This is a genomic window from Candidatus Dormiibacterota bacterium, assembly GCA_035532835.1.
Lineage (GTDB): Bacteria > Vulcanimicrobiota > Vulcanimicrobiia > Vulcanimicrobiales > Vulcanimicrobiaceae > DAHUXY01.
The window spans coordinates 15553-41157 of sequence record DATKQG010000023.1; the positions used below are offsets into that span (position 1 = coordinate 15553).

A 25605-nucleotide genomic window follows, 5' to 3' on the forward strand; every position below is an offset into this window, starting at 1 on the left:
GTTGACGGGACTGGTACGCGGTGGTATGGTACCCGAAATGTTCGCCCACAATCTCGTTCTCGTCGTCGTCATTCTTATTAGCCGCTCCGCAACGGATCGGTATGGGTTGGCTACTGCGTAGAGAACGAAACTCAAGTGCAGAAGAGCCCCCGCCGATCCGGCGGGGGCTCTTCTTTTTTTGGAGACCACCATGGAACGAAGACGTACCGGAGCCGATCTGGTCGTGGATATTCTCGAAAGCGAAGGGATAGAAACCGTTTTCGGATATCCGGGGGGCGCGATCATGCCCTTGCACGACGCCCTCTTTGGGCATCGCGTGCGGCACGTTCTCGTGCGTCACGAAGCGGCGGCCGCGTTCGCCGCGAGCGCCTATGCTCGCACGACCGGAAAGGTCGGCGTCTGCGTCGCCACCTCGGGCCCGGGAGCAACGAACCTCGTCACGGGAATCGCCGACGCGATGCTCGACAACGTGCCCATCGTCGCGATCACCGGCCAGGTCAAGAGCACGTTGATGGGCACCGACGCCTTTCAGGAGATCGACATCGCTTCGATCACGCATTGCGTTACCAAGCGCAACGTCGTCGTCCGCTCGGTCGACGAACTGGAGAACGCGCTGCAGCGCGCATTCCGCCTCGCCCGCGGCCCGCGGCCGGGCCCCGTTCTCGTCGATATCCCCTCCGACGTTCTCAAGGCCTTCCGCTCCGAAGACGCCCCTGCGCCGGAGATCCTCGCCGCCGCGCCCCACCCGAAGGCGAGTACGCGTTCGATCGATGAGACGATCGACGCCCTTCTGAGAGCCCAGCGCCCCGTCGTCATCGTCGGCGGCGGCGCGCGATGGTCGCGCGCAACCGCAGAATACCGCGCGTTCATGGCGCTTTTGGGCGCCCCTCACGTCGCAACGCTCCACGGCCTCGGCTGCGCCGACCCCGCCGACGCATCCTTTCTCGGGATGCTCGGCATGCATGGGTGGACCGCCGCGAATCGCGCCGTAGCAAAAGCCGACGTCATCGTCGCGCTGGGCATGCGCTTCGACGACCGCGTCACGGGCAATCCCGCAACATTCGCACCGCGGGCGACGACGATCGTGCACGCCGACATCGATGCGAGCGAGTTCGGCAAGATCGTCACGCCGCACATCACGCTCCACGGCGATTTAAAGCAGACGCTCGGCGCGCTCACCGCGGCGTTGCGACGCGGGGCGATGCCCTCGTTTGCGGCGTGGCGCAGGCGAGCCGCGGCCCTCGGTGGCCCGTTACCGCGCGACCCGTCACCCAACGGACTGCTCGCAACCGATGCGCTCGACGCATTCTTCGCGGCCGTCCCGCGCAACGCGATCGTGGCGACCGACGTGGGCCAGCATCAAATGTGGGCCGCGCAACGCGTCCGGCCATGCGATACCGACGCTTTCGTCACTTCGGGCGGCCTCGGCACGATGGGATTCGGCCTACCGGCGGCGATCGGCGCGGCCTTTGCGCATCCCGGACGACCCGTCTATGCGATCGTCGGCGACGGCGGTTTTCAAATGTCGCTCCCGGAACTTGCGACGATTCGCCGCTACAATCTGCCGGTAAAAATCCTGCTCGTCGATAATCGCAACCTCGGCATGGTGCGCCAATGGCAGCAGCTCTTCTACGGCGAGCGCTACTCCGCAACGAGTCTCTGGGACAATCCCGACTTCTGTGCGATTGCCGCTGCCTACGGTATGCCGGCTTTTCGCTTGAGCGAGGGCGATCCGCTCGCGATCGCGATGGAGCGATTCGTGCGCGCTCCCGGCGCGATGCTGCTCCACGCGGAGTGCTTCCCGCACGAAAACGTCTTCCCGATGATTCCATCGGGAACCGGCGTCGAGCACCTGATCGAGGCGATGCCGACGTGATGCATTCGATCGACACCGTCGACGGGCGCCTCCTAGCACGCATCATCAACCTGACGCACCGTTTCGGCTGTTCGTATACCAACTTGAGCGCTCGCCGCGAAGGCGAACGCTACGCAGCGACCATCGAATTGAGCGGCCCGGTCGACGCTCTACGGCGCCTGGCCTTACAAATTCGCAAACTCACTACCGAACATGAGGAGACCTTCTAATGAAAGCCCTGTACGACCGCGATGCCAGGCATGCCGCAATCCAAAGAAAGCGCGTGGCCGTGATCGGCTACGGCAGTCAAGGGCGCGCTCACGCCCTGAATCTTCGAGACTCGGGAATCGACGTTACGGTCGGACTCCGCGAATACTCCTCATCGAACGAACGCGCGCGACGCGACGGGATGCGCACCGCATCGGTCGAGCAAGCGGTCGGCGAAGCGGATGTGGTGATGATGCTCGTCCCCGACGAGGAGCAGCCCACGCTCTACTTCCGAGCGATCGCCGAGCATCTGCGCGATGGCGCGTACCTCGGGTTCGCGCACGGTTTTTCCATCCACTTCGGCACCATCGTCCCATCTCGCACGAGCAACGTATTCATGGTCGCGCCCAAGGCGCCCGGCCCACTGGTACGCAGCGAGTATGAAGCGGGTCGCGGAGTGCCGTGCCTGATCGCCGTATCGCAGGACCCATCCGGCGACGCACGCGAGATTGCCCTCGCATACGCAAGCGCTATCGGCGGCGGACGCGCCGGCATTCTTGAAACCACCTTCAAAGAAGAAACGGAAACCGATCTGTTCGGCGAACAAGCCGTGCTCTGCGGCGGCCTTTCGGCTCTGGTCAGCACCGGTTTTGAAACGCTGGTCGAGGCCGGTTATGCACCGGAGATGGCGTACTTCGAGTGCCTGCACGAGATGAAGCTGATCGTGGACTTGATGTATGCCGGCGGCATCGAGGGCATGCGCAAGAGAATCAGCAACACCGCGCGTTTCGGCGATTACAGTCGCGGTTCGCGCGTCGTGACGTCCGAAACCAAAGAGGCGATGCGTGCGATCTTGCGCGACATTCAAGACGGCAGCTTCGCGCGCGAGTGGGTCCAGGAGCACGCCGCCGGAAAACCGCGCTTTAACGCATATGCGCAGAAGGCGCGCGCCCACGAAATCGAAGGCGTCGGCGCGGAATTGCGCTCGCTGATGCCGTGGCTGGCCCCCAGCGAGGAGCTCGTGCAAGACGACGAGCTCAAGTTCCGGGTCTGCTGATGACCGATCGTAACAACGGCGCGCTCAATGCGCGTTCCCGCGCGCTCACCCAGGGTGCCTCGCGCGCGGGTGCGCGCGCCATGTTCAAGGCCGTCGGGTTCACCGATGAGGACCTCGGAAAACCGCTGGTCGGTATCGCCAATACCTGGATCGAGACGATGCCGTGCGGCATTCACTTACGCGAACTCGCCGAAGCCGTGAAGGAGGGCGTGCGTGCCGCCGGCGGGACGCCGATGGAGTTCAATACCATTGCGATCAGCGACGGCATCACGATGGGCACCGAAGGGATGAAGGCTTCGCTCGTAAGCCGCGAGGTCATCGCCGACTCGATCGAGCTCTGCGCGCGCGGCTATCAATTCGATGCGATCGTGGCGCTCGCAGGATGCGACAAGACGCTGCCCGGCTCCGCGATGGCGCTCGCGCGACTCAACATTCCTGCGGTGCTGTTGTACGGCGGTTCGACCGCCGCCGGACGGCTCGACGGCAAAGAGATCACGATCGTCGACGTCTACGAGGCGATCGGCGCGCACGCATGCGGCACCATCGATGCGACGCGACTCAAGGCGGTTGAAGATCGCGCGTGCCCCGGCCCCGGGGCGTGCGGCGGACAGTACACGGCCAACACGATGGCCACGACGCTGGAGTATTTGGGCCTCTCGCCGATCGGTAGCTCGTCGCCCGGCGCGACCGATCCGCGCCGCCGCGATTGGGCGTATCGCGCCGGCGAACTCGCCATGGAGTTACTGGCTCGCAATGTGTGCCCGCGAGATCTTCTCACGCGCGATGCATTTGAAAACGCGATCGCCGCGGCTGCAGGAACCGGTGGGTCCACCAACAGCGTCTTACACTTGCTCGCCATCGCGCGCGAGGCCGGCGTTCCGCTCACGATCGACGACTTCGATGAGATCAGCGCGCGCACGCCGATCGTCGCGGATCTGCGCCCCGGCGGCACCTATCTCGCGCTCGACGTGGACGCTGCCGGGGGATCCACGTTGATTGCTCGCCGTCTATTGGACGGGGGCTTGCTGCACGGCGATGCGCGCACGCTGGGCGGCCCAACCCTTCGCGAAGCGGTCGCGACCGCATCCGAAACGCCGGGCCAACGCGTCGTCGCTACGGCGGAACGGCCGTTCAAGCCCCACGGCGGCCTCGCCATCCTGAAGGGGAACCTCGCGCCCGACGGCGCGGTCGTCAAGATCGCAGGAAACGAACGGTTGCTCCATCGCGGGCCGGCGCGCGTTTTCACGCGCGAAGAGGACGCGATGCAAGCCGTCCTGGACGGCGCCATCGTCGCTGGCGACGTGATCGTCATCATCTACGAAGGGCCAAAGGGCGGCCCGGGAATGCGCGAGATGCTCGGCGTCACCGCCGCGATCTTCGGTGCCGGCCTCGGAGAGCACGTCGCGCTCATCACCGACGGACGTTTTAGCGGGGGAACGCACGGGCTCATGATCGGGCACGTCGCGCCGGAAGCTGCGGTCGGCGGCCCCATCGCACTGCTCCGTAACGGCGATACCATCGTCATCGATGTCGCCGCGCGTGAATTGCGCGTTGAAGTACCCGAGGCGGAACTCGCCGCGCGGCTCGCGGCGTGGCGCGCGCCGGCATCGCATTACCCCACCGGGGTCTTCGCGAAATATCGGGCACTCGTCGGCTCCGCCTCCGACGGCGCCGTCACCACCGCGGGTGCCGGCGCATGAGCGTTATGTGGTACGACGGCACGCTACACGACGGCGATGACATTGCGGTGCTCCCATTCACGCATGCCTTGCACTATGGTTCGGGCGTCTTCGAAGGTATTCGCGCTTACGAGACGCGACACGGTACCGCGATCTTTCGCGCGCAAGATCACTTGGAGCGTTTCCACCGGTCGGCAGAAGCCTATGGGCTGAAGATCGCTTACTCGACGCAAGAACTCGAGCATGCGATGTTTGCTACGCTCGAGGCCAATGCGTTCACCCAAGGATATATTCGCCCCCTGGCCTTTTTCGGTGAGAAAGGTATTTCGCTCGCGCCGCGCTACCATTGCCCCACGCACGTGCTGGTCGCGCTCAAACCGCTGAGCGGCTCGCTGATGGGGCCGAGCGTGCGAGTCTGCATCTCGCCTTGGCAAAAGACGCCTTCGCGTTCGATGCCCGCGACGGTCAAAGCATCCGGCCACTACATGAACTCCATCCTCGCGCTCCACGACGCGATCGAACGCGGATTCGATGAAGCGATTCTCCTGAACGATCGAGGCGAAGTGGCCGAAGGAACCGGCGAGAATATCTTCGTGGTCCGCAACGGACGCGTGCGCACCAATGACGCATCAGCCGACGTGCTCGACGGCATCACGCGCGCGACCGTGATCGAATTGGCCCGCGACCGCGGAATCGAAGTCGAAGTCGGCCCGATCGCGGTGCGCGAGCTGCTCGAAGCCGACGAGGTTTTCCTCACCGGCACGGCCGCGGAGGTGACTGCCGTTTCCCAGATCGATCATCGCCGCCTTTCGGATGCGCGTCCGCTTACCGACGAGCTTGCGAGCGCGTATGCCGCAGCGGTGCGCGGCGAGGATCCCCTGCACGAGCAGTGGCTTAGCCTTAGCGGCACGCTGCTTTCAACCTAGCCGATCGAAGCTCGCACGCAGTGCACGAGCCCCTCGCATCGAGCGAGGGGCCTTTTTTTCTTTTCTCTGTACTTACTCGGGAGATAGACCATGAGAGCCATCGAGATCCTCGACACCACGCTGCGCGACGGCGAACAATCACCGGGCGCCGCGATGACGCCGGCCGCGCGACTGCGGATCGCTCGCATGCTCGCGGCGGCGGGAGTCGACACGATCGAGGCCGGCTTCCCCGCGGCCTCTCCGCTCGTTGCGCGCAGCGTCGAGCAGATTGCCACGCACGTTCGCTCGGTCCGCGTGGCCGCGCTCGCGCGCTGCAACGTACGCGACATCGATGCAGCGGCCGACGCGCTCCGCGATGCGCACGCACCGCGCATTCACACCTTTCTTGCCACCTCGCCGATCCATCTCCAGCACAAGTTACGGATTACGCTCGAGCAGGCCCTCGAATGCGTCACCGATGGGGTACGCCACGCGCGCCGGCGATGCGACGACGTCGAGTTCTCCGCCGAGGACGCCACCCGTTCGGACCCGTCTTTTCTCGCTCGCATCTTTTCGGTCGCGATCGCCGCAGGCGCGCGAACGATCAACGTCCCGGACACCGTCGGGTTTGCAACCCCGGCCGACATGAGCGCCCTGGTCGGCTATCTCATCGCCAACGTCGACGGGATCGAGAAGGCAAGCTTGAGCGTCCATACCCACGACGACCTCGGTATGGCCACCGCGAACGCCTTAGCCGCGATTGCGGCCGGAGCGAATCAGGTAGAATGCACGATCAACGGTATCGGCGAGCGCGCCGGAAATTGCGCGCTGGAAGAGATCGTCGTCGCGGTGAGTACCCGGCCCGATGCCTTTGCGTGCGAGATCGGCTTCGAGCTCGGCGCGATTCGCGCGCTTTCGCAAGCTGTAGCGCGAGCGACCGGCATGCGGGTTCAAAAAAATAAGGCTATCGTGGGTGCCAACGCTTTCGCGCACGAATCCGGTATCCATCAGGACGGAATCATCAAGGAGCGCAGCACCTACGAGATCATCGACCCGCGCAGCATCGGCGGTTCGACCGAACTCCCGCTCGGGCGAAATTCGGGACGCAAGGCGCTCTTTCACCGAGCCGCGCAACTCGGCCTAGAGTTTGACGATCTCTCGCGAGCGCACTTCGCCCGCGCCTTCGCCGCATTCGCCGAGCGGCGACGCGTCGTTCGAGACGCCGATCTCATCACGCTCGCGCGCGGCGTTACGTCAACGCTCGTTCCGCTGTAATACGGGCCTTCCGTTACGGCCGACGGCGGCCCGGACGGGAGCGCGAGGTCGGCCGGCCCGGAGCTGGATTGACTCAAAGGATTCCCCGGGCAATCGCTAATTGACGTTGATATGGCGCTAAAGCTGGGCACGAGTGCTGACGCGCTCGTCGGGATCGACGAGCTCGGCCTCGTCGTCTACTGGAACGACGGGGCCGCAAAGATGCTCGGGCGCGATGCGCGGCACGCGATCGGCCGCCCCTGCCACGATGTCTTACAGGGGCTTAATCCGGCCGGCGGGCAGTTGTGCGGTCCGAACTGCTCCATACGCGAGAGTTGCAGAAAGCTGCACGCACCCCGCCGGTTCGAGATGGTCGCCCGGGACCAAAACGGCGCGGAATTGTGGCTCGAAGTTACGACGGTGATCGTGTTTGACGGCGACCGCCCCATCACGCTCCACCTCTTATCGGAAAGCGTAGCGGCCCGCCGCCTCACCGGTCTGGTCGAAACGGCTATGCGCCGCACCACCCGTGTGGAACCGCCCGCCCAGGATTTCGCTCTGACCCGGCGCGAGCTCGATGTCCTTGCGATGCTGGCCGAGGGGCTGCGGACGCCGCACATCGCCGAGCGACTCCAGCTTGCCGAAACCACCGTGCGCAGCCACATCCAGAATCTTCTTCTTAAACTCGGCGTCCACTCGCGTGCCGAAGCCATCGTGTTCGGTATCAAAAACGGCCTCGTGCATTTGCATTAGAAAACCACTGCATACGATTCTGGCTGCCGATCCATTGATCCGCTACGATTAATTCGAGCGAACGTTCGATAGAACGAGCTCGAATGGCGGAAACGTGCAGTCATACGATCGTCGTTTTGAAGACATCCTGGATAGCACCGAGGATCTCTTCGCTGAAAAAGGCTTTCACGCCACGAGCATGCGCGATATCGCGCACGCCGCGGACATGAGCATCGCCGGGCTCTACTACTATCTACCCAGCAAGCAGGCGGCACTCTTTTTCGTCTGCACGCGCATTTTCGACCGGCTCGATGCCGCCGCAGACGAGTTGCGCGACATCGCGGATCCCGAGGAGCGGCTCCGCACCTTCGTGCGCACGCACCTAGCCTATATGCTGCGCAACGAGGACGCATACCGGGTGCTGCTCCACGACATGGACGCACTCGACGGCGAGTATGGCGATCGGATGCGGTTACGCAAGCGGCGCTATTTCTCGCTTGCAGCCGATCTCGTAAGCCGGCTGGACGTGAACCCCGCCTTCATCTCCCCACGCATCGCGGCCGGCGCGCTCTTCGGGATGCTGAACTGGGCGCCCACGTGGTATCGGCGCGGCTTGGATGGCGATATCGGCACCGTGGCCGATAATATCCTCGCCCTCTTCCTCGGTGGCATCTCCGCTACCGCGTCCCCGTTGGAGGTGCGTTAGTGAGCGATCGTATCGAATCGCGTATTGAAAACCGCCTCGGGCGCATCTGCTTGCGCGCCGGGACACTCAATATCTTGAACCGAGAGGATCTCGACGAGCTCGCGCGCGCGATCGGCAGTCTCGAAAGCTGCGCGGTCGTCCTTCTCGAAGCGCGGGGCGAACGCGCCTTTTGCGCCGGCGTCGACGTCGCGGAGCACCTCCCCGATCGTGCGCCCGCTATGCTCGAAACGTTCCACGCCACGGCGCGCGCCTTTCGTAACGCCGCGCCCGTCATCGTCTGTGCCGTCAACGGCCCCGCCCTCGGGGGCGGATTCGAACTGATGTTGCTCGCCGATTTGGCCATCTGCTCGACGCGAGCCACGTTTTCGCTTCCCGAAGTGGAGCTGGCGGCGCTCCCTCCGGTCGCATGCGCGCTGCTGCCGCGCCTCGTCGGCGAGCGCCGAGCGCTCGACCTGATCGTGGGCGGCAAACGTCTGGATGCGGCGGCGGCGCTCGAATGGGGCCTGGTCTGCGATATCGTAGAGCCCGCCGCGCTCGCGGAGCGTGCTCAGACGCTCTGCGAGCGGCTCCTTTCGTATTCCCACGACGCACTGCGCGCTTGTAAGCGCGCAACCCGCGCGGGCGATTTGGAGAGCGCGATGCGTACGTACGGCGACGAACTGCTTCCGACCGCCGATGCCGCCGAGGGCATCGCCGCATTTCTTGAAAAGCGCCCGCCACTGTGGGCCCATACCCGTCACTCCATGGAGGCTTCAACATGACCATCGAAACGCCGGAACCGACGCAAACACAGAGCGACGTTCTTTACGAAGTCAACGATCGGGTCGCGACGATCACGTTCAATCGTCCGCACGCCTACAACGCCTATACGACCGATACGCTCGCCCGTCTGCACGAGGCGTTTCGTCGCGCGATGTGGGACGATGAAGTCGGCGTCGTCGTCCTCACGGGTGCCGGCAGAAGCGCCTTTTGCACCGGCGGCGACGTCAAGGAATATGCGGAGTACTATGTCGCGCACCCGGAGCAGTTTCGGAAATACATGGTACGCTTTCAAGATTGCTTGGATGCCATTCGTCAAATGGGCAAACCGACGATCGCCCGGCTCAACGGAATGGCCGTCGGGGGCGGCAACGAATTCAACATGGCTTGCGACCTTGCGGTCGCAGCCGACCACATAACGATCCGTCAGGTCGGCGCGCGTGTCGGCAGCGTCGCCGCCGGCGGCGGAACGCAATGGCTTCCGATCATGGTCGGCGACCGTCGCGCGCGCGAAATGCTGTTTCTGTGCGAACCGATCGGCGCCGCACAAGCGCTCGATTGGGGGCTCGTCAACCGCGTCGTCCCTTACGACGACCTCGACGCGACCGTGCGCGAGATGTCCGACAAGCTCTTAGAGAAATTCCCGGACTGTTTGAGCTACACGCAGTGCCAGGTCAACTACTGGAAAGACCAGGCGTGGTACGCGACCATCGGGCATGCGCGCGAGTGGCTCGCGCTGCATTTTGGACACGAAGAGACGGCCGAGGGCATGCGCGCGTTCGTCGAAAAACGCAAGCCGGATTACGCCGAAGTTCGCCGCCGGAGGCATCCATGAAAGCAGCGGTCTTCTACGGATCGCGCCGGCCGCTCGCGCTCGAGGAGCGCGCGATGCCGGTCGCCGGCTCTGGCGAAATCGTGGTGAAGGTCGCAGCGTGCGGACTCTGCCATACGGACCTTCACTACATCGATCACGACGTCCCCACGTTCGCAACGCCGCCGCTCGTCCTCGGCCACGAAGCCTCGGGCACGATTCACGAGATAGGCCCGAATGTGGCCGATTGGCACCTCGGCGATCGCGTGTTGATTCCCGCCGTGCTCTCCTGCGGCCGGTGCGAAGCGTGCCGCCGCGGGCGTGAAAATATCTGCGAGCACGGCGTGATGCTCGGCAATCACATCGACGGCGCCTACGCCGAATACATACGCGTGCCGTCGAAAGACGTGCTCGCGCTTCCGCCGGACTTACCGCTCGAGGAAGCTTGTCTCATCGCCGACGCGGTCTCTACACCCTATCATGCCGTCGTCAACCGCGGTGAAGTACGACCGGGTCAGCGCGTCGTCGTCTTCGGATGCGGCGGCGTCGGCATTAACGTCGTCCAGGTCGCCGTCGCGGCCGGTGCCGACGTATGGGCCGTCGACGTGAAGCCGCAACGCCTTGCGTACGCGGAACAATTCGGCGCGGCACATCTCATCGACGCTTCCGGTATCCCCGATGTGGCTAAAGCGATTCGGCGGGAAACCGGCGGCGGGGTCGATGTGGCGTTCGAAGCGATCGGCAATCCCGCCACGATTCGTCAGGCACTCGAAAGCCTGCACCGCGGCGGCCGGCTGGTCATCGTCGGTTTCAGCACGCGGCCCGCGGAGCTGCCGGTAGGAAAAATCATGTTCGCCGAGCTCGAGATTCGCGGATCGCTCGGGTGCAGGCCAGTCGACTATCCCCGCATCATCGAGCTTGCTCGTTCGGGAAAGATACGCGTCGCACCGCTGGTAACCGAGCGCGTTTCTCTCGACGAGATCAATCACGGTCTGGATACGCTACGCGAAGGACGCGGTCTACGCACGATCGTCGTCCCGTCTATGTAGAGGGTCGCATATGAATACGCCGGTACTCCAGGAATCTCTGGAAGAACTCGTCGAGCGTTGCACGCTAGCCGTCGAAACGCCCGGTTTCGCCGAGGCGGAGGCGTGGAAACGCGAGGCTCCATGCCGCGCGATCGCCGGTTGTTTCCCGGTATACTCACCGGTCGAACTCTTTCATGCGGCGGGAATGTTACCGGTCGGGCTAGCCGGCGGTGGAAACCGGATGGAAATCGCGCATGCGGATTCGCGGTTTCAGTCCTTCGTCTGCTCGATCGTCAAGAGTACGCTCGAACAGGGCATGACCGGCGCGCTCTCATCCTTCGACGCGCTGATCTTTCACTCTATCTGCGACCCTGCGCGCAATCTTGCCAGCGTCTATGCGCGCAACTTCCCCGATCAAAAAGTCGAGTACATCCACTTTCCCCAGAATCTTGGCACGCCCGAGGCGACGGGGTATTTGGCGCGGGAGTACGAGCGAGTCATGGTGTCGATGTCCGAATTGACCGGTCGACAAGTCTCGTTCGACGATGTGCGCGCAAGCATTTCCACCTACAACCAGGTGCGTTCCGTCATTCGCGATTTGTATGCGATTCGCAGCGATACGCCGCACTTGCTCAAGACGCGGGAGCTTTACCCGCTCGTGCGCTACGGGCACCTGGTGCCGCCCGAACGGCACCTCGAGGTGCTGCTGCGCGCGCGCGAGGGAATCTTGGCGCGCGAGGGACGGCCCAAAGATCGCATCCGGGCTCTCCTCGTCGGCTCGTTTTGCGAGCAACCTCCGCTCGACCTCATCGCCGCCATCGAAGACGCCGGCTGCTACCTCGTGGACGACGACTTCCTCCAGGGGCGCCGGTGGTTCACCCGTGATGTCGACGCCGAAGCGGACGACCCATACTACGCGCTCGCCGACGCCTACGTCGACCGGAGCGTTCCCTGTGCAGTCAAACACGATATTCGCACCTCGAAAGCCGATGCGCTGGTCGAGCGCGCGCGAGTTCATCGCGCCGACGCCGTCATCGTACTCTGCGCGAAGTTCTGCGAACCGGCGCTCTTCGAATATCCGCTCTATCGCAAAGCGCTCCAAGCCGCAGCGCTTCCCCACATCTCTCTTGAGTTCGAAGAAAAGATGTGGGTTTTCGATCGTATCAAGACGGAGATCGAAACCTTCGTCGAGTCGCTGCTATTCAGCTAGGAGGCACGCGTCATGGCAGATCTTCAGTACCAAGGGCATCTGCACAATCTGCAAAAAGAATTGATGGCAGAGTACTATGCCGACCTGACCGCGTCGGCCGAAGGCAGCGGTGTGCCGGCGGCCTACCTCCTCATCGGCGGAAACCCGGTCGAGTTACTGCGCGCCTTCGATATCCTTCCCGTCTTTCCCGAAGTCAATGCCTTGCAGTTGGCCGTGCGCAAACAGTCGTTGCCGCATATCCAGGCCGCGGAATTCATGGGCTACTCATCGGACAACTGCGCGTACGTGAAGGCCGACATCGGCATGTATTTCGCCGGCCGCAAGACGCCCTTCGCAACGATCCCGGAACCGACGTTGCTACTCTGCAACTACGTCGGCTGTAACGTCTATTTAGATTGGTTCGGGCATCTCTCGGAATACACGGGACGTCCGGCTTTCCAACTGGACATCCCGTTCATACGGACGCAATCCGGCACGCCGTCGCGTGACGACATCATCTACGTTCTCCGCCAGCTCGAGCGTTTGGTAGAACTCTGCGAAGAGATCACCGGCAAGCGGCTCGATCAGGATCGGCTGCGTGAATCGGTGCGTCTGTCATCGGAAACCGGCGCCCTTTGGTCCAAGATCAAGCACCTCACGAAGCAGGCTCCCGCACCCTACGACGCCTACTTCGATTCGGTCACGATGATGGCGCCGTTATATTGCTTGCGCGGCACGCCGCAGGGGCTCCGCTTCTTTGAGACGGCGTATGCGGAACTCGCCGAAAAAGCTGCGGCCGGCGTCGGGCCGCTCGAAACCGAACGTTTCCGGTACGTCATCGAAGGGCCGCCTCCGTGGCCCCACCTGCGAACCTTCCGGGATATGTTCTCACGCTGGAACGCGGTTGCGGTCGCTTCGACGTACTCTACGGTCGGTGGACTCTGGGAGTTCGGCTTCGTTCACGATCCCGATCACCCGATGGAGTCGATCGCACGGCACCTGCTCGAATGGAATCTCACCAATCGCAACTTCCTCCAGCGCTATGCGCAAATCGAGCGCTACCTCGAGGAATGGAACGCCTCCGCCCTGGTCATTCACTCGGTGAAGAGCTGCCGCTTGTTCTCAGCGGGCCAAGGCGACATGCGCGAGTACTTCACCAAACGCGGCATCCCAACGCTTCTCGTCGAGTCGGATCTCGAGGACCCGCGCTATTTCTCCGAAGCGCAGATGCGCAATCGCATCGACGCCTTTTTCGAATCGGTGGGGCACCGCACCGCGGTGCAAGGAGCCAGCTCATGAGGTACTTTTCCGGGGTCGATGTCGGCTCTACACAAACAAAATGTGTCATCATCGACGAGCAGCGCGACATCGTCGCTCGCGCGTTGATCGAAACCGGGGCGAACATCATCCGCGCAGGCGACCGAGGTTTCGCCGCCGCGCTCGATGCCGCGACGATCCCGCGCGAGAGCGTCGCCTGCGTGGTCGGTACCGGTTACGGCCGGTTCAAAGTCTCTTTCGGCGATCTTCAGATCACGGAAATCACCTGCCACGCTAAGGGCGCATGCCTGTTGTTTCCCGGAACGACCACGGTCATCGATATGGGCGGCCAGGATGCAAAAGCGATCAGCGTCCATGACGGTGAGGTCGCCGATTTCGTCATGAACGATAAATGCGCCGCCGGAACGGGACGCTTTCTGTCCACCGCCGCCGAGGCCCTGGACTTGCAACTCGACGAGATCGGCGAAATATCGCTGCGCGCGCGCAACCCCGTGCGTCTATCCACCGTCTGTACGGTCTTCGTCGAATCCGATATCATGTCGTATGTCGCGCAAGGCAAAAAGATCGAAGATATCTTAGGCGGGATCCATAGCGCAATAGCGGCACGCACGATTGCGCTCGCGCGACGCGTCGGTTTAAAACCGGAATATACGTTTACCGGTGGAGTATCGCGCAACGTCGGTATGGTGCAAATGCTTGAAGAGAAACTCGGCCATCACCTCAACGTCTGCGCGGACTCTCACTACATGGGCGCGATCGGCGCGGCGCTCTTCGCGCGAGAACACGCGCAAGCTGCATTAGCACGATGATCGGAGAGAACGTCATGGATATCATAGCCGGCGTCGATCTCGGCACCAGAAGCACCAAGGTCGTACTGCTCGATCGCAACGGCGACGTTTTGGGAACGAGCGTCATGCGAACGCGTCCGCCGCTTCCCGAACTCGTCGACCGCGCCATCGATGCGGCTTTGAAGAGCGTGGGTGCCAGCCTCGCAAACGTGCGATACATTGCCACCACCGGCTTCGGGCGCTCGAGTTACCCGGAACGAGACCTGCAATTGACCGACGTTACCGCGGCCGCATACGGTGCTGTTCGCCTCTTTCCGCAGACGCGCTGTGTCGTCGACATCGGGGCACAAAGCTCGCGAGCGATCGCTATCGAGCCGGGCGGAAGGGTACGTGAGTTCAAATCGAACGATAAGTGCGCCGCGGGAGCCGGTGGCTTTGTCGAACGCGCGGCGCGGTATTTGGAGACAACTCTCGAAGAGGTCGGAAATCTCTCGCTCGCGGCCGACGGCGCCGTCACCATATCGAGTGTCTGCGCCGTACTTGCCGAATCCGAGATCATCAATCACGTGAGCCAGGGAGAGAGCACCGAAAATATCCTGCGCGGCGTGCACAACTCGCTTGCCGAACGAGCCGTCTTACTGCTCAAGCGCGTCGGCATCGAAAGCGCAGTCACGCTGGTCGGCGGCATGGGCCGCCAGGCGGGAATGGTACTCGCGCTCGAAGAGGCCCTCGGGCTGCCGGTGAACGTGGCCCCGGAACCGGAGATAGCGAGTGCCTTCGGTGCCGCGCTCCTCGGTAAGCGGCGCTTTGAAAAGGCGGTGGCCTAATGGCCGCGCTCGATTCGCTTCGTGCCGAACATGCGCTCATTCTAGAGGTCGTAGAAAGCCTAGAAGAACGCACCCATGCATCCGTGGACGGCCGTCTTCCGCACGAGTACGTACGGGCAATGCTGGACTTCATGCGTATCTACGTCGATACCAATCACCATGGCAAAGAGGAGCGCGTGCTCTTCGCACACATGGACGGGGATCCGTTTCTCAAGAGCGTATCGAACGTATTGATCGAAGATCACCGCGAAGGGCGCAGACTCGTTGACGCGATCGAGCGCGCGCTCGTAGAAGGGCGGCCGGTCGCGCGCGAAGTCGAAACGTACGCCGCATTCATTCGCGTCCACATTCATCGCGAGAACGACATGATTTTCGACGTGGCCGAATCCGAACTCGACGCGCGAACGACATCGGCCATGCAATCGGAGTTCCTCGCCATCGAGTCCGAGGTCCTGGGTATCGGCGGCGCGGACCGGCTTCTCGCACCGCTACAAGCTGCGGGGGTCTAACGCTAGATGGACGTGTTTGATATCACTGTAATCGGCGGCGGTCCCACCGGGCTCTTTGCGCTGTTCTACGCGGGGCTGCGGGGGGCGAAAACGAAAATCATCGAGGCCTTGCCGGAACTCGGCGGCCAATTGTATGCACTCTATCCGGAAAAAGACATTTACGATATGCCGGGTATGCCATTCGTTCGCGCGAGCGATCTCGTTGCGGCCTGCGTACAGCAAGCGATGCAATGGCCGCATGACGTTTGCATGGAGGAGCGCGTCACGTCGATCGTGCCGCACAACGGGGGCATCTTTGAACTCGTGAGCGACAAGGGCCGTCATTGGAGCCGTAGCGTCATCCTGTGCTCCGGGATCGGTGCGTTCACCCCACGCAAACTTCCCACCGCAACCGCCGCTCAATTCGAGGGGCGCGGCGTACACTACTATGCGAACGATCTTCAATCGTTCGCTGGAAAGCGCGTGGTGATCGTCGGCGGTGGCGACTCCGCATTGGATTACGCGCTAGCGCTCGAGGGCTGCGCTGCGCACATCCTCTTGCTGCACCGCTCGCAGTTTCGCGCCCACGCGAAGACCGTCGACCGCCTCAGGCAATCGACGATCGAGATCCGGCAGCCCGACTACGAACTACGCGCGGTCCACGGAACGGATGCCGTCGAAGCCATCACCCATGTCGATCGCAAGAGTTCCCAGGAAACGACGGTGCCGTGTGATGCAGTTCTCGCCGCGCTCGGTTTCGTCTCGGATCTCACACAGTTGCAATCCTGGGGTATAGCCACCAGCAACGGCGGCATCACGGTCGATCCCTTCACGATGGAGACGAGCATCAAAGGCATCTATGCGGCCGGCGACATCGTGAGCCATCCCGGCAAGCTCAAACTCATCGCCTGCGGAACGTCCGAAGCCGCGATCGCCGTGAATCAGGCGATCGCGTATCTCGACCCAACCAAGAACGTCACCCCTGTGCACTCGTCCAACCTCACGCTTCCCATCTCGACCAAGCCGTCCTCACTAAATCAGGAGTTCGCCGCCTCGACTCCGCCGGATCGATAGAGTACGAGCGTGTCGGCGACGCACACGGGCTTTGCCGAACCTTCGGCTTCTAGCGTGACGCGCTTCTTCACCAAAAGGCCGCCGTTGACGTCGGTCGCCTGCGTCGTTATGAAACGAGCGCGGATACGGCTTCCGGCTTTTACCGGCGCGGGAAAGCGCACCCGGTCGAGCCCGTAGTTGATGACCGGTCCAACGCCTCGCACGTCGAAATGCTCTTGCCACAACGGTGCGATGAGCGCGAGCACCAAATACCCATGCGCGATGGTCGCGCCATACTCGCCCGTGCGCGCGCGCTCGACGTCGACGTGAATCCACTGCGCGTCACCCGTGCAGGCCGCGAATGCGTCGATGCGTGCCTGATCGACGGCGAGCCACGCGGTTGGAGGGAGATCGACACCGACCAGGGCACGCAATCCGTCGAAGCCGTGAATGATCTGTTGAGACACAAAACCCTCCCGCTAGGAGAACACGATGGCAGCGCGATCGATTATTGAACCGTTTCGCATCAAGAGCATCGAACCCATTCGCATGACGACCCGCGAGGAACGCGAACGCTATCTCGCGGAGGCGGCGTATAACGCATTTCTGCTCCGCGCGGAACACGTGCTCATCGACCTCCTCACCGACAGCGGCACCGGTGCGATGAGCTCCGAGCAGTGGGCCTCGATCATGCGCGGCGACGAATCCTATGCGGGGGCAACGTCGTTCTACCGTTTTGAAGCGGTCATTCACGACGTATTCGGTTTCCGCTATGTGTTGCCGACCCATCAGGGCCGAGCCGCCGAACGCATCCTCTTCAGCACGATGTGCAAACCCGGCGACATCGTTCCCAACAACACGCACTTCGATACGACGCGCGCAAACATCGAACACGTCGGCGCACAAGCAATCGATCTTCCGATTCCGCAGGGCCGCCAGCCCGCCACATTGCATCCCTTCAAGGGCAATATGGATGTCGACGCCCTGGAAGCGCTCGTTGCCGACGTCGGCGCGGTCCGCATTCCGCTCGTGATGCTCACGATCACGAATAACTCCGGTGGCGGCCAGCCCGTCTCGATGGCGAACGTCAAGGCGGTTCACGGTATCTGCCGGCGCCATGGCATTCCGCTCTACATCGACGCATGCCGGTTTGCGGAGAACTGCTGGTTCATTCGCGAGCGCGAAGCCGGCTACGAAGAACGCTCGCCGCGCGAGATCGCCCGCGAACTCTTCGGGTACGCAGACGGCTGCACGATGTCGGCGAAGAAAGACGGCCTCGTCAACATCGGCGGCTTCCTAGCATCCAACGACGAAACCCTCGCGCGGGCCGAGTCCCGTCTGCTCATTCTCACCGAAGGTTTTCCAACGTACGGCGGCCTTGCGGGGCGCGATCTCGAAGCGATGGCGACCGGCCTGCAAGAAGTCTTACACGAAGACTATCTGCGTTACCGCATCGCTTCAACCGGTTACCTGGGCCGCCGTCTCACCGAGATCGGCGTGCCGATCGTTCAGCCGCCCGGCGGCCATGCGATCTACATCGACGCGGCCGCGATGCTTGCGCACGTACCCGCCCGGATGTTTCCCGGGCAAGCGTTGGTCGCCGAGCTCTATCTGGCAGGGGGCATCCGCGCGGTTGAAATAGGGAGCGTGATGTTCGGTACCACCGACCCGCAGACCGGCGAAGAGGCCACCGCACCGATGGAACTCGTTCGATTGGCGATTCCGCGCCGCGTGTATAGCCAAAGCCACATTGACTATGTCTGCGAGGTTGTGGAAGAGATCTTCGCGCAGCGCTCGCAGATCCGGGGGCTGCGCATGGTGTGGCAAGCGCCTCCGCTACGGCACTTCAGCGCGCGCTTCGAACGCTAGCGTACCCCGCACGCGGCGTCGCAAGGCAGGCGTTCTCCTACGTTCCTTTATCGGCTCCGGCATAGAAGATCATCTTGAAAAGCAGTTGCGGGACGGTCGAGAGCGAGTTCGGGTTGCCGTAGGCGAAATACACTTCGGCGTGTCGTAAACGGGTGTGGTAGGCGAACGAGAGATTCGAGCAGACGCCTTCGCAATTACCGCCGCCGTTCGGCACGGGGGGCATACCGACCACGCGGCGCACGCCGACGGCGATCGACGTATGCGGCCCCAGCAAGTATGCGTATCCGATACGCTCGAACCATTGAACGTTATCGTTACCTGCTCCGAAGCGCTGCGCCGTATCGTCGAGTTCCAGCGTTAACGTGCCGCGCATGCCAAGCCGAAGCGTCGAGCTTCGCAGCCACGTGTCGAGGCGCCCGCTTCCGTAGCGGCCCGTATTATACGAAATCGTGGTAGGAGTCGCCGACGCGCCGTGCTGACCGAAGTTTCCGATATTGTTCGTCTGCGACCCGCTGTGATACGTGAACGAGATGCCGTTCTGCGATATTGGAACGACCAGCCCAAGATTATTGGCTTGCAGATAGGCCGAGCCCGTCGTGAGGTTCAGATCCAGTAGCGAGCGCGTTAAGATATCCACATTCAACATGTTATCGCTCTGGTTAATCGCCCCATCGGAGGCATGATAGCGATCCAGGAACCCGCCCAAGCCGATCGCTTTGACGACGGATCGGTTTGCCGGCGTCCACACTTTCTGGCTATAGAGTGCATAGCCGGCGATGCCGGGATGCTGCACGAATCCGTCAACGGGATTGTAATACGCGCCGACTTTACGCATGCTCGCAAAGAACCCGAAATTGGAGCTGGACCACCCGCCGCCCGCGTCGTATCGCTGCGCATCGCTGCCGTCCAGAACGTTGGTTCCCGCGTCGCTACCGTAATTCGCATATACGGACACGTGGCGCAAATCCGAGTAGCTCACTCCGGTGGTCGTAACGACGTCATGTAATCCCGGCAGATCGACGCCCACGCGCTGCGCCCCCACGTTCCAGCGTAGATCGGGCGTGTTGTACGTCATCGCCTCAACTTGATCGTTTCGGGCGTTACCCAGCGCATCGAGAAACGTATATCCGACGGGGCCCTGTTTGCCCTCCATCGCGTAGCCGTCGCGCGGCGTCGGAATAGCCGGGGTATAGAGCTCGTTAATTCCCGGACATGCGTCGCAGCTGAACGGATTGAAATTATTCGATCCCTGCGTGAAGAACGGCCGCACCTCGCTATAGTAGCGAGCGAATGCGGAAGGTGCAATCGACTGCTGGTCGAGTTCGACGTTCGAGTAATCCGGGTGAAACGTAGCGTAGAACGACGACGTCGGCGTAACCGGAATCGAAAGATCCGCCCCCATGCGTGTGGTATCTCCACCTGCCGATGAACCGGCGGCCGAAGCCAGAACGTACGTCGCCAGCCGCGGTTTCGGGCGGGCGGCATCGAGCGCCGGGAGCACCAAGCCTCCGGCCCGAGCTACGTCGTCCGGCGATGTCTGCGTCGCGTTGTAGCTCCACACCGCTTCGTCGCCATCCTGACGAACGTAACGTACGAATTGGATGCGCCAGCGTCTCGAATCCGCGGCCACGCGCATAATCCGCAGCGGAATTTTCATCACGACGGTGTAACCGCCGGCGCGCTCGGCGCCGTACGAGTCCCAGCGGGGGGCATACGCCGAATTCTCAGAGGACGATTGATAGTGCGTGCCTCGGGGCGTTGCCGCGAATTGGTAAAAGTAGCCGTTCGCCCCACCGGGCCACAGATCGACCCACACTTCGTCATCGGTCCCTTGCCCGACGTCGTCGGTGCGCTGGGTCGCGACGATCGGTTCGCTCTGCGTCGCGTCGAAGCGGACGTACAGGTATCGGCCATCGGTGGCCATGTGGACGACCGTCGCCTCACGCATGCGGCGACTGTGCTGCACGTCCCAGGCGAGCGTCGCCCTCGATGTTGCCGGCCACGATCCAGCGGACGATCGGGGATCGAGAGGCGGTGGTGTCGCGACCAGCGGCACGGCGAGGCTTGAGGCCGCCGCGCGCCCGAAGCACACCGCGCCGGCGAGGAGAACGACCGCGAGCGTCCGCCGCACTACAGGATCGCCCCTTGCAAGGCCGACCGCGAATACATCCGTAGCGTGCGCGCATCGACCGGTACGCACGACGGCGCGTTCGCGAAGTGCCCTCCCGAACAGATCAATGCCCCGCGAAAACTCGTCCCCTGCACGCGTGCGCCGGCAAGATCGATGCAGCCGATTCGCTCGTCACCGCGATCGCTCGCCTCGCGCCACCGATCGTTCTGCCAGCACACCACGGCGCCTGCGAAGTCCGCATCGGTCAGATTTGCCCCCACGAAGCTCGCGCCGATCAAATTCACGTCGCGAAAGCGCACCCCTTGGGCGTGTGCGCCGTCGAGACGCGCACCGATGGCCTTCATGCCGTCAAGACGCGCGCCGCCGAGCAACGCACCCGATAGATTGCAGCCGGTCAGCGTAGCCGCACCCAAATCGGCGCCGCGTAGATCGGCCCGGCGCAAGTTGCAGCCCACCAGCTCCGCTCCGCCGAAGCGCGCGTCGCGCAGATTGGTGCCCTCGAAGTTCGTACCGACGTACCGCACGTTGCGAAAATCGGCTCCATGGAGATCGCTGCCTTGGAAACTACATCCGATACAGGCATGCGGGGTCGCGGCTCCGAGCACGAGCAAACAGAGCAGCATCGCGAAATGCTTCATAAGGGGGCTCCTTTGTGAGAAACGGGTTACATGCTAGAGATGCAGGTTGGCGTTACGCATCGAGCTTCCGACGATCGACGCTTTCGATAGGTCTACCCCGCGCAAATCGACTCCGTTGAAGTTGCAGCCGATAAAATGCGTGCCGTCCAAGCGCGCGCCGGTCAACCGCGCATTCGCCAGGTCGACGCCGGTCAGGGAGGCATCCGAAAGGTCGGCATTGCGAAGGTCCGCCGAGGCTAACGTAGCGCCCATGATGTGCAGGTTGCGCAGGTCCATACCCTTGAGATCGACGCGGGAGAAATCGCAACCGGTACACGATGCGAGCATGGCACGCGCTTGCCCGGGGGCCAAACTCTTAGCATCGATGCTGCATCCATCCATGTGCGCTCTTTCGAAGCGCGCTCCCGAGATGTCGGCGCCCCGCAGATTACAACCGTCGAGACGCGCGCCGGCGAACGACACGTTGCGCAGATCCGCCCCTTCGAAATCGGTGCCCATCAAGCTTGCATCGCTAAAGTTTGCTCCCTTCAGCCGCGCGTGCGAGAAGTCGGTTCCGGTAAAACTCTGGCCGTGAAAGTCGGCTCCGGGGTGGCTCGTATGCGAATAATCGCATCCGGTACACCCGCCCTTCGTCGCCGTCCCCACGGAATACGTCATCGACGCCAGCGCCGCCGTGGTAACCTCGGAGACGATCCCCGCAATGTCCCGACCGCCGAACATGGGTACCGCAACGCGAACGGGCCGCACGGTGACGCGCACGGGCGGCACCGCGGCATGGGCGGGAGACGCCTTACGTACGGGCGGGTTGGGCGATGGCTGCGCGGTTGAGTGGGGCATCGCCGCCGATGCTATGCGTACTTCCGGCGTTGCCGTCGGGCTAGCCTTCGCGTGGGCACTAGCATGCGCGGCAGGCTTTGCGTGGGCTTGCATGGCGAGAGCGTGCGGCTGCGGCGCCGAATTCGTATCGACATCGTAGGCATAGCTCGGAGCAACGGTGCGCAGGAGCAGGACGAGTAGCGTCAATCCGACCGTAACCGTCCCCAGTATCGCCGGTGCGATCGAGGAACCGAACGCACGCCCGGCCGTGAGCAACCGCTCGACGCGAATCGAGATATTTTTGCGGGTCATGAATACGCCCGGCGCGGCCAGCGGACGATGCGGACACGCCGTCATCTCTGCCATCTTGGTCAAGCATAGCGCGTAGGGCCGAACGGCGCCGGTCAGTTCCAGGACGCGATCGTCGCACGCGACTTCTCGTTCGATATCGAGTTGGTGCGCGATGAACCACATCGCCGGATTGAAAAAGAGCAGCGCCGACGCGAGCCGTTGCAGCCCGTTCGTCCAATCGTCGGCCCGCAACAGATGCGCGAGCTCGTGCACGAGGATGCGATCGAGGTCTTGCGGATCGAGAGCGCTCACCAGGTGCGACGGGAGTAGAATCATCGCATCGAAGAGCCCCACGGCAACCGGCACGTCGATATCGTCGCACACGCAGATGCGAACGTCGCGCGCGCCCTTCGAGGCTTCCTGCCAGGTGAGTAACGCGTCGCGTCGCTCTACGCCCAGCGGCATGCTCTCGCGTTTGAGGCGCTCCAGGTGCACGAGCGCCGCCGATAATCGTGTCAGCAGCGCGAGCGCGCCCAAGACCCAAACTGCAAACGTCACGGTAGCTGCTAGTTCCGGCAGCGTAATCGAAATCCGTGACGCGGCGGGTGTTGCCGCGAGGGGAGCGCCGGCATCCGCGCGATGCGTCGTACCGCTGAGCGGCAGAACGCCATGCGTAACGGCCTCACTTTGGAATGACGGCCGGCGAGCGATCGTGCTGTGGGCGGCGGCGCCGGGGCGCACCAGAACGTGCGAGAAACTGGTAACGAGGGGGATCATGAGCAGCGCGAGCAGCGCAACGAGCCAGGCCGCATATCGCGTGCTCGCATTGGCCTTGGCGAACACCCGCAGTACCCCCCATGTGAGCACCGCGATGGCGGCACCTTGCCAGAGGCTATTGATCGCCAGCACCGCGCCGAATCGGGCCGCGGCCTCGTACGCCTGCAAGAATGCGTTCATGGTTGCTCCTCGTAACGCTCGATTAACGAGCGTAGGCGCGCTAACTCCTCATCCGAAGGCCGTTCGCTCTCGATTAAACGTAGCGCTAAAGCCCCACTATTGTTTCCGAAAAACTTGGAAACGACGCCCGAGAGCGCCGACTGCGCCGCGGCTTCGCGCTCGATCGTCGGCGAGTACAGAAAGGCACGGCCTGCGGCCTCGTGACGCACGTGCCCCTTCTTCTCCAGAATGCGTAACGTGGTGAGCACGGTCGTGTACGCAATCGAGGGGTGGATCGCATCGGTGACCTCCGCGACCGAGGCGCGCCCTCGCGTCCATAGGACTTCCATTACGCGCAATTCCGCGTCGGTTAGGACCGTCGATTTCTTCCGTGCCACAGGGCGCCCCCTAACTAACGACTAATTCGTTAGTTGCAGCATAGCACCCGACAAGGAGTTCGTCAACTAATAGTTTAGTTGCTAATCAACGGCGCCTTAAGCGGCCGGTGCGAAGACCACGATCCGGCCGCGCCAGCCGGTCGCAACCGCGGTAAATGCATCGCCGGTCTAGGCTGGTAGATGTTCCACTCTTTGCCGCGCGCTCTCATCGTCATCACATTGGCGCTCCTCTGCTTCGAGATTCCCGCAGTGGGCGCGTCGGCGCAGACGCTCCCGCAGTCGACGCTCGATCGTCAGCAGATCGTGCAACTGCAGAACGAACTCAACAATCCCTCGATCACCCCTTCGCAGCGGCGTGAAATCGAGATGCAGATATCGACCCTGGAGTATCGTATCAACACGCGGCCGCTCATCGTCCCGCCGCCGAACCTCGCGCCCCGGGCATCGCCGACGCCGTTTCCGTACCTCGCAAATCCTGGAGCCGCTATATTGGTAATTCCGCGCGGCGCGACGCCGGCGAACCAGGATGCATGCTCGGAACGTGCGGTACTGACCGCGCGGCTACAGGCGATGGAGCGTAACGCGCCGCTGGACGCCCAACGCGCGTACGCTCGCGAAGCACTCCAGCGCCTCGCCGCCGTCCCCTGCTAGAGCGTTCCCCAATGCTTTGCCGCGTTGCCCTTAGGCGAAACGCGCGCGGTATCGAAACTCCGAAGAAACTCTGCGGGCGGCATCGGACGTGCGAAATAAAATCCTTGCATAGCCGTTACCCCGGCTTCGCGCAGGGCGGCGGCTTGTTCGACCGTTTCCACTCCTTCTGCTACGACCTCCAGCCCCGCGTTCTTGCCCAACGAGGTTGCGCTATCCACGATCGCCCTGTCCATCGCACTCCGTGAATAGTCTTGAACAAACGAACAATCGATCTTGAGAATATCGAAATCGATGTGTTTCAGCCGGCTGAGCGAACTGTAGCCCGTTCCAAAGTCATCGATAGCAATACGCAGCCCCGTATCGCGCAGATCGCTCAACATTTTCGATGTCGCGCGAACGTCCGACATCAATGCGCTTTCGGTAAGCTCGAAAATCAGCTGGGACGGCCGAACCGCGTGATGTGCTATCATGTTCTGCACGTCGGCAAAAAACGCTTTGTCGGTAAGTTGCTTTGCGGAAACGTTCATCGCGATCGGTACGTCTATGTGCAGGCGTTCGCACTCCTTGGCAAGCGCGCAGGTCGCGTTTAGGACGTACGCGCCTATCGGAATGATCAAGCCGGTATTTTCAGCCATCTCGATAAACGATGCCGGGCTCAGTAAGCCGTGAACGGGGGTATTCCAGCGAAGAAGCACCTCCGCCGAAATAATTTGCTCCGTTTGCGCATCGACGATCGGCTGGACGTAGAAGCGCAGTTCCCCGCCTTCGATGCCGAGATGGAGCGCGTGCTCCAGCGCGAGCCGCGAACGCAACCCGGATTCCATGCTCGGTTCAAAATGGCTGACACCGCGTCCGTGGCCTACCGCGTGGTGTGCCGCCAGCGAGGCCTGGCGAATGAGATCCTCGGCTTGGCTATCGGCTGCAGACGACGCTACGCCGATGCGGATTCCGACATGCATGTTACGATAATGATGCTGCATCGGTTTGCGCAGCGCGCTTTCCACGCGAGCGACGAGGTCGCTGAGATCGTACAGACTGGCATATCCGCTCACGACGAACTGTCCGTGCCGCCATTCCCCAACGATCATATGTTCGTCCACTAGATCGCGCAATAAGCCTTCCGCTTGCTCTACGAGCCGATCGCTCGCCGAATACCCGATCGTGTTCGCGACGATATCGAGGCCGTCGAGAAGGACGAACAGCACAAATACGTCGTCCGTGCGCTCCGCCAACAGGTCACCGATGCATCGCTCCATCGC

The 25605-nt window shown here is 62.7% G+C and carries 25 protein-coding genes; 19 read left to right on the forward strand and 6 right to left on the reverse strand.

Annotation, left to right across the window (positions count from 1 at the left end; translation table 11 throughout):
- Positions 1-190: 190 nt before the first annotated feature.
- From ilvB to VMW12_02945, 17 genes are all read left to right on the forward strand, one after another.
- Positions 191-1876, forward strand: a complete 1686-nt coding sequence (gene ilvB, locus VMW12_02865) for a biosynthetic-type acetolactate synthase large subunit (protein HUZ48667.1) — start codon at positions 191-193, stop codon at positions 1874-1876.
- Complete coding sequence (locus VMW12_02870; protein HUZ48668.1) at positions 1873-2085, forward strand: hypothetical protein; 213 nt, start codon at positions 1873-1875, stop codon at positions 2083-2085. Before ilvB ends, VMW12_02870 begins: the two co-directional genes overlap by 4 nt.
- Positions 2085-3119 (forward strand): ketol-acid reductoisomerase, encoded by a 1035-nt coding sequence (ilvC, locus tag VMW12_02875; GenBank protein HUZ48669.1) that lies wholly within the window; start codon positions 2085-2087, stop codon positions 3117-3119. The genes VMW12_02870 and ilvC overlap by 1 nt, the downstream gene beginning before the upstream one ends.
- Complete coding sequence (gene ilvD / locus VMW12_02880) at positions 3119-4819, forward strand: dihydroxy-acid dehydratase (GenBank protein ID HUZ48670.1); 1701 nt, start codon at positions 3119-3121, stop codon at positions 4817-4819. Before ilvC ends, ilvD begins: the two co-directional genes overlap by 1 nt.
- Positions 4816-5724, forward strand: coding sequence for a branched-chain amino acid transaminase (locus tag VMW12_02885; GenBank protein ID HUZ48671.1), 909 nt, complete (start codon positions 4816-4818; stop codon positions 5722-5724). Before ilvD ends, VMW12_02885 begins: the two co-directional genes overlap by 4 nt.
- Before the next feature lie 90 nt (positions 5725-5814).
- Positions 5815-6978: a 2-isopropylmalate synthase gene (locus VMW12_02890; GenBank protein HUZ48672.1), complete on the forward strand. Its 1164-nt coding sequence runs from the start codon at positions 5815-5817 to the stop codon at positions 6976-6978.
- A 111-nt stretch (positions 6979-7089) separates the two neighbouring features.
- Entirely contained in the window at positions 7090-7710 is a 621-nt protein-coding gene (locus VMW12_02895) for a LuxR C-terminal-related transcriptional regulator (GenBank protein HUZ48673.1), read from the forward strand.
- A gap of 94 nt (positions 7711-7804) precedes the next feature.
- Positions 7805-8395 carry a TetR/AcrR family transcriptional regulator gene (locus VMW12_02900; protein HUZ48674.1) on the forward strand — a complete coding sequence of 197 codons (591 nt, stop codon included), beginning with the start codon at positions 7805-7807 and terminating at the stop codon, positions 8393-8395.
- A complete protein-coding gene (locus tag VMW12_02905; protein HUZ48675.1) occupies positions 8395-9156 on the forward strand; it encodes an enoyl-CoA hydratase/isomerase family protein in 762 nt (253 codons plus the stop codon). Before VMW12_02900 ends, VMW12_02905 begins: the two co-directional genes overlap by 1 nt.
- A complete protein-coding gene (locus VMW12_02910; GenBank protein HUZ48676.1) occupies positions 9153-9989 on the forward strand; it encodes an enoyl-CoA hydratase/isomerase family protein in 837 nt (278 codons plus the stop codon). The genes VMW12_02905 and VMW12_02910 overlap by 4 nt, the downstream gene beginning before the upstream one ends.
- The gene (locus VMW12_02915; GenBank protein ID HUZ48677.1) at positions 9986-11014 is read left to right on the forward strand and encodes a zinc-binding dehydrogenase; all 1029 of its coding nucleotides are present in this window, start codon (positions 9986-9988) and stop codon (positions 11012-11014) included. The genes VMW12_02910 and VMW12_02915 overlap by 4 nt, the downstream gene beginning before the upstream one ends.
- A gap of 10 nt (positions 11015-11024) precedes the next feature.
- Positions 11025-12203 carry a 2-hydroxyacyl-CoA dehydratase gene (locus VMW12_02920; protein ID HUZ48678.1) on the forward strand — a complete coding sequence of 393 codons (1179 nt, stop codon included), beginning with the start codon at positions 11025-11027 and terminating at the stop codon, positions 12201-12203.
- A gap of 12 nt (positions 12204-12215) precedes the next feature.
- Complete coding sequence (locus VMW12_02925) at positions 12216-13481, forward strand: 2-hydroxyacyl-CoA dehydratase family protein (protein HUZ48679.1); 1266 nt, start codon at positions 12216-12218, stop codon at positions 13479-13481.
- The gene (locus VMW12_02930; protein ID HUZ48680.1) at positions 13478-14269 is read left to right on the forward strand and encodes an acyl-CoA dehydratase activase; all 792 of its coding nucleotides are present in this window, start codon (positions 13478-13480) and stop codon (positions 14267-14269) included. The genes VMW12_02925 and VMW12_02930 overlap by 4 nt, the downstream gene beginning before the upstream one ends.
- A gap of 14 nt (positions 14270-14283) precedes the next feature.
- A complete protein-coding gene (locus tag VMW12_02935) occupies positions 14284-15075 on the forward strand; it encodes an acyl-CoA dehydratase activase (GenBank protein HUZ48681.1) in 792 nt (263 codons plus the stop codon).
- Entirely contained in the window at positions 15075-15584 is a 510-nt protein-coding gene (locus VMW12_02940) for a hemerythrin domain-containing protein (GenBank protein ID HUZ48682.1), read from the forward strand. Before VMW12_02935 ends, VMW12_02940 begins: the two co-directional genes overlap by 1 nt.
- A gap of 6 nt (positions 15585-15590) precedes the next feature.
- Positions 15591-16637, forward strand: coding sequence for an NAD(P)/FAD-dependent oxidoreductase (locus tag VMW12_02945; protein ID HUZ48683.1), 1047 nt, complete (start codon positions 15591-15593; stop codon positions 16635-16637).
- Here the strand turns inward: VMW12_02945 and VMW12_02950 are convergent.
- Entirely contained in the window at positions 16601-17083 is a 483-nt protein-coding gene (locus VMW12_02950) for a MaoC family dehydratase (protein HUZ48684.1), read from the reverse strand. The two genes, VMW12_02945 and VMW12_02950, sit on opposite strands and share 37 nt — an antisense overlap.
- A 25-nt stretch (positions 17084-17108) precedes the next feature.
- Here VMW12_02950 and VMW12_02955 point away from each other — a divergent pair, with 25 nt between their 5' ends.
- Positions 17109-18485 (forward strand): tryptophanase, encoded by a 1377-nt coding sequence (locus tag VMW12_02955; GenBank protein ID HUZ48685.1) that lies wholly within the window; start codon positions 17109-17111, stop codon positions 18483-18485.
- Positions 18486-18522: 37 nt separating this feature from the next.
- Here the strand turns inward: VMW12_02955 and VMW12_02960 are convergent, their stop codons facing one another.
- From VMW12_02960 to VMW12_02975, 4 genes are read right to left on the reverse strand one after another with little or no spacing between them, the layout of a single operon-like run.
- Positions 18523-20616 carry a hypothetical protein gene (locus VMW12_02960; GenBank protein ID HUZ48686.1) on the reverse strand — a complete coding sequence of 698 codons (2094 nt, stop codon included), beginning with the start codon at positions 20614-20616 and terminating at the stop codon, positions 18523-18525.
- Positions 20616-21254, reverse strand: coding sequence for a pentapeptide repeat-containing protein (locus VMW12_02965; GenBank protein ID HUZ48687.1), 639 nt, complete (start codon positions 21252-21254; stop codon positions 20616-20618). Before VMW12_02965 ends, VMW12_02960 begins: the two co-directional genes overlap by 1 nt.
- A gap of 33 nt (positions 21255-21287) precedes the next feature.
- Positions 21288-23318, reverse strand: a complete 2031-nt coding sequence (locus VMW12_02970; GenBank protein ID HUZ48688.1) for a pentapeptide repeat-containing protein — start codon at positions 23316-23318, stop codon at positions 21288-21290.
- Positions 23315-23695, reverse strand: a complete 381-nt coding sequence (locus VMW12_02975; GenBank protein ID HUZ48689.1) for a BlaI/MecI/CopY family transcriptional regulator — start codon at positions 23693-23695, stop codon at positions 23315-23317. Before VMW12_02975 ends, VMW12_02970 begins: the two co-directional genes overlap by 4 nt.
- Before the next feature lie 180 nt (positions 23696-23875).
- On the opposite strand from VMW12_02975, the gene VMW12_02980 reads away from it, so the two are divergent.
- The gene (locus VMW12_02980; GenBank protein HUZ48690.1) at positions 23876-24346 is read left to right on the forward strand and encodes a hypothetical protein; all 471 of its coding nucleotides are present in this window, start codon (positions 23876-23878) and stop codon (positions 24344-24346) included.
- Here VMW12_02980 and VMW12_02985 read toward each other — a convergent pair.
- The gene (locus tag VMW12_02985) at positions 24343-25602 is read right to left on the reverse strand and encodes a GGDEF domain-containing phosphodiesterase (protein HUZ48691.1); all 1260 of its coding nucleotides are present in this window, start codon (positions 25600-25602) and stop codon (positions 24343-24345) included. The two genes, VMW12_02980 and VMW12_02985, sit on opposite strands and share 4 nt — an antisense overlap.
- Positions 25603-25605 lie beyond the last annotated feature (3 nt).

Bases quoted from the DNA above. Each gene is read 5' to 3' on its own strand.
- ilvB (HUZ48667.1), top strand. From the start codon at position 191: ATGGAACGAAGACGTACCGGAGCCGATCTGGTCGTGGATATTCTCGAA.
- ilvC (HUZ48669.1), top strand. From the start codon at position 2,085: ATGAAAGCCCTGTACGACCGCGATGCCAGGCATGCCGCAATCCAAAGA.
- ilvD (HUZ48670.1), top strand. From the start codon at position 3,119: ATGACCGATCGTAACAACGGCGCGCTCAATGCGCGTTCCCGCGCGCTC.
- VMW12_02885 (HUZ48671.1), top strand. From the start codon at position 4,816: ATGAGCGTTATGTGGTACGACGGCACGCTACACGACGGCGATGACATT.
- VMW12_02890 (HUZ48672.1), top strand. From the start codon at position 5,815: ATGAGAGCCATCGAGATCCTCGACACCACGCTGCGCGACGGCGAACAA.
- VMW12_02895 (HUZ48673.1), top strand. From the start codon at position 7,090: ATGGCGCTAAAGCTGGGCACGAGTGCTGACGCGCTCGTCGGGATCGAC.
- VMW12_02910 (HUZ48676.1), top strand. From the start codon at position 9,153: ATGACCATCGAAACGCCGGAACCGACGCAAACACAGAGCGACGTTCTT.
- VMW12_02915 (HUZ48677.1), top strand. From the start codon at position 9,986: ATGAAAGCAGCGGTCTTCTACGGATCGCGCCGGCCGCTCGCGCTCGAG.
- VMW12_02920 (HUZ48678.1), top strand. From the start codon at position 11,025: ATGAATACGCCGGTACTCCAGGAATCTCTGGAAGAACTCGTCGAGCGT.
- VMW12_02925 (HUZ48679.1), top strand. From the start codon at position 12,216: ATGGCAGATCTTCAGTACCAAGGGCATCTGCACAATCTGCAAAAAGAA.
- VMW12_02930 (HUZ48680.1), top strand. From the start codon at position 13,478: ATGAGGTACTTTTCCGGGGTCGATGTCGGCTCTACACAAACAAAATGT.
- VMW12_02935 (HUZ48681.1), top strand. From the start codon at position 14,284: ATGGATATCATAGCCGGCGTCGATCTCGGCACCAGAAGCACCAAGGTC.
- VMW12_02940 (HUZ48682.1), top strand. From the start codon at position 15,075: ATGGCCGCGCTCGATTCGCTTCGTGCCGAACATGCGCTCATTCTAGAG.
- VMW12_02945 (HUZ48683.1), top strand. From the start codon at position 15,591: ATGGACGTGTTTGATATCACTGTAATCGGCGGCGGTCCCACCGGGCTC.
- VMW12_02955 (HUZ48685.1), top strand. From the start codon at position 17,109: ATGGCAGCGCGATCGATTATTGAACCGTTTCGCATCAAGAGCATCGAA.
- VMW12_02965 (HUZ48687.1), bottom strand. From the start codon at position 21,254: ATGAAGCATTTCGCGATGCTGCTCTGTTTGCTCGTGCTCGGAGCCGCG.
- VMW12_02970 (HUZ48688.1), bottom strand. From the start codon at position 23,318: ATGAACGCATTCTTGCAGGCGTACGAGGCCGCGGCCCGATTCGGCGCG.
- VMW12_02980 (HUZ48690.1), top strand. From the start codon at position 23,876: ATGTTCCACTCTTTGCCGCGCGCTCTCATCGTCATCACATTGGCGCTC.
- VMW12_02985 (HUZ48691.1), bottom strand. From the start codon at position 25,602: ATGGAGCGATGCATCGGTGACCTGTTGGCGGAGCGCACGGACGACGTA.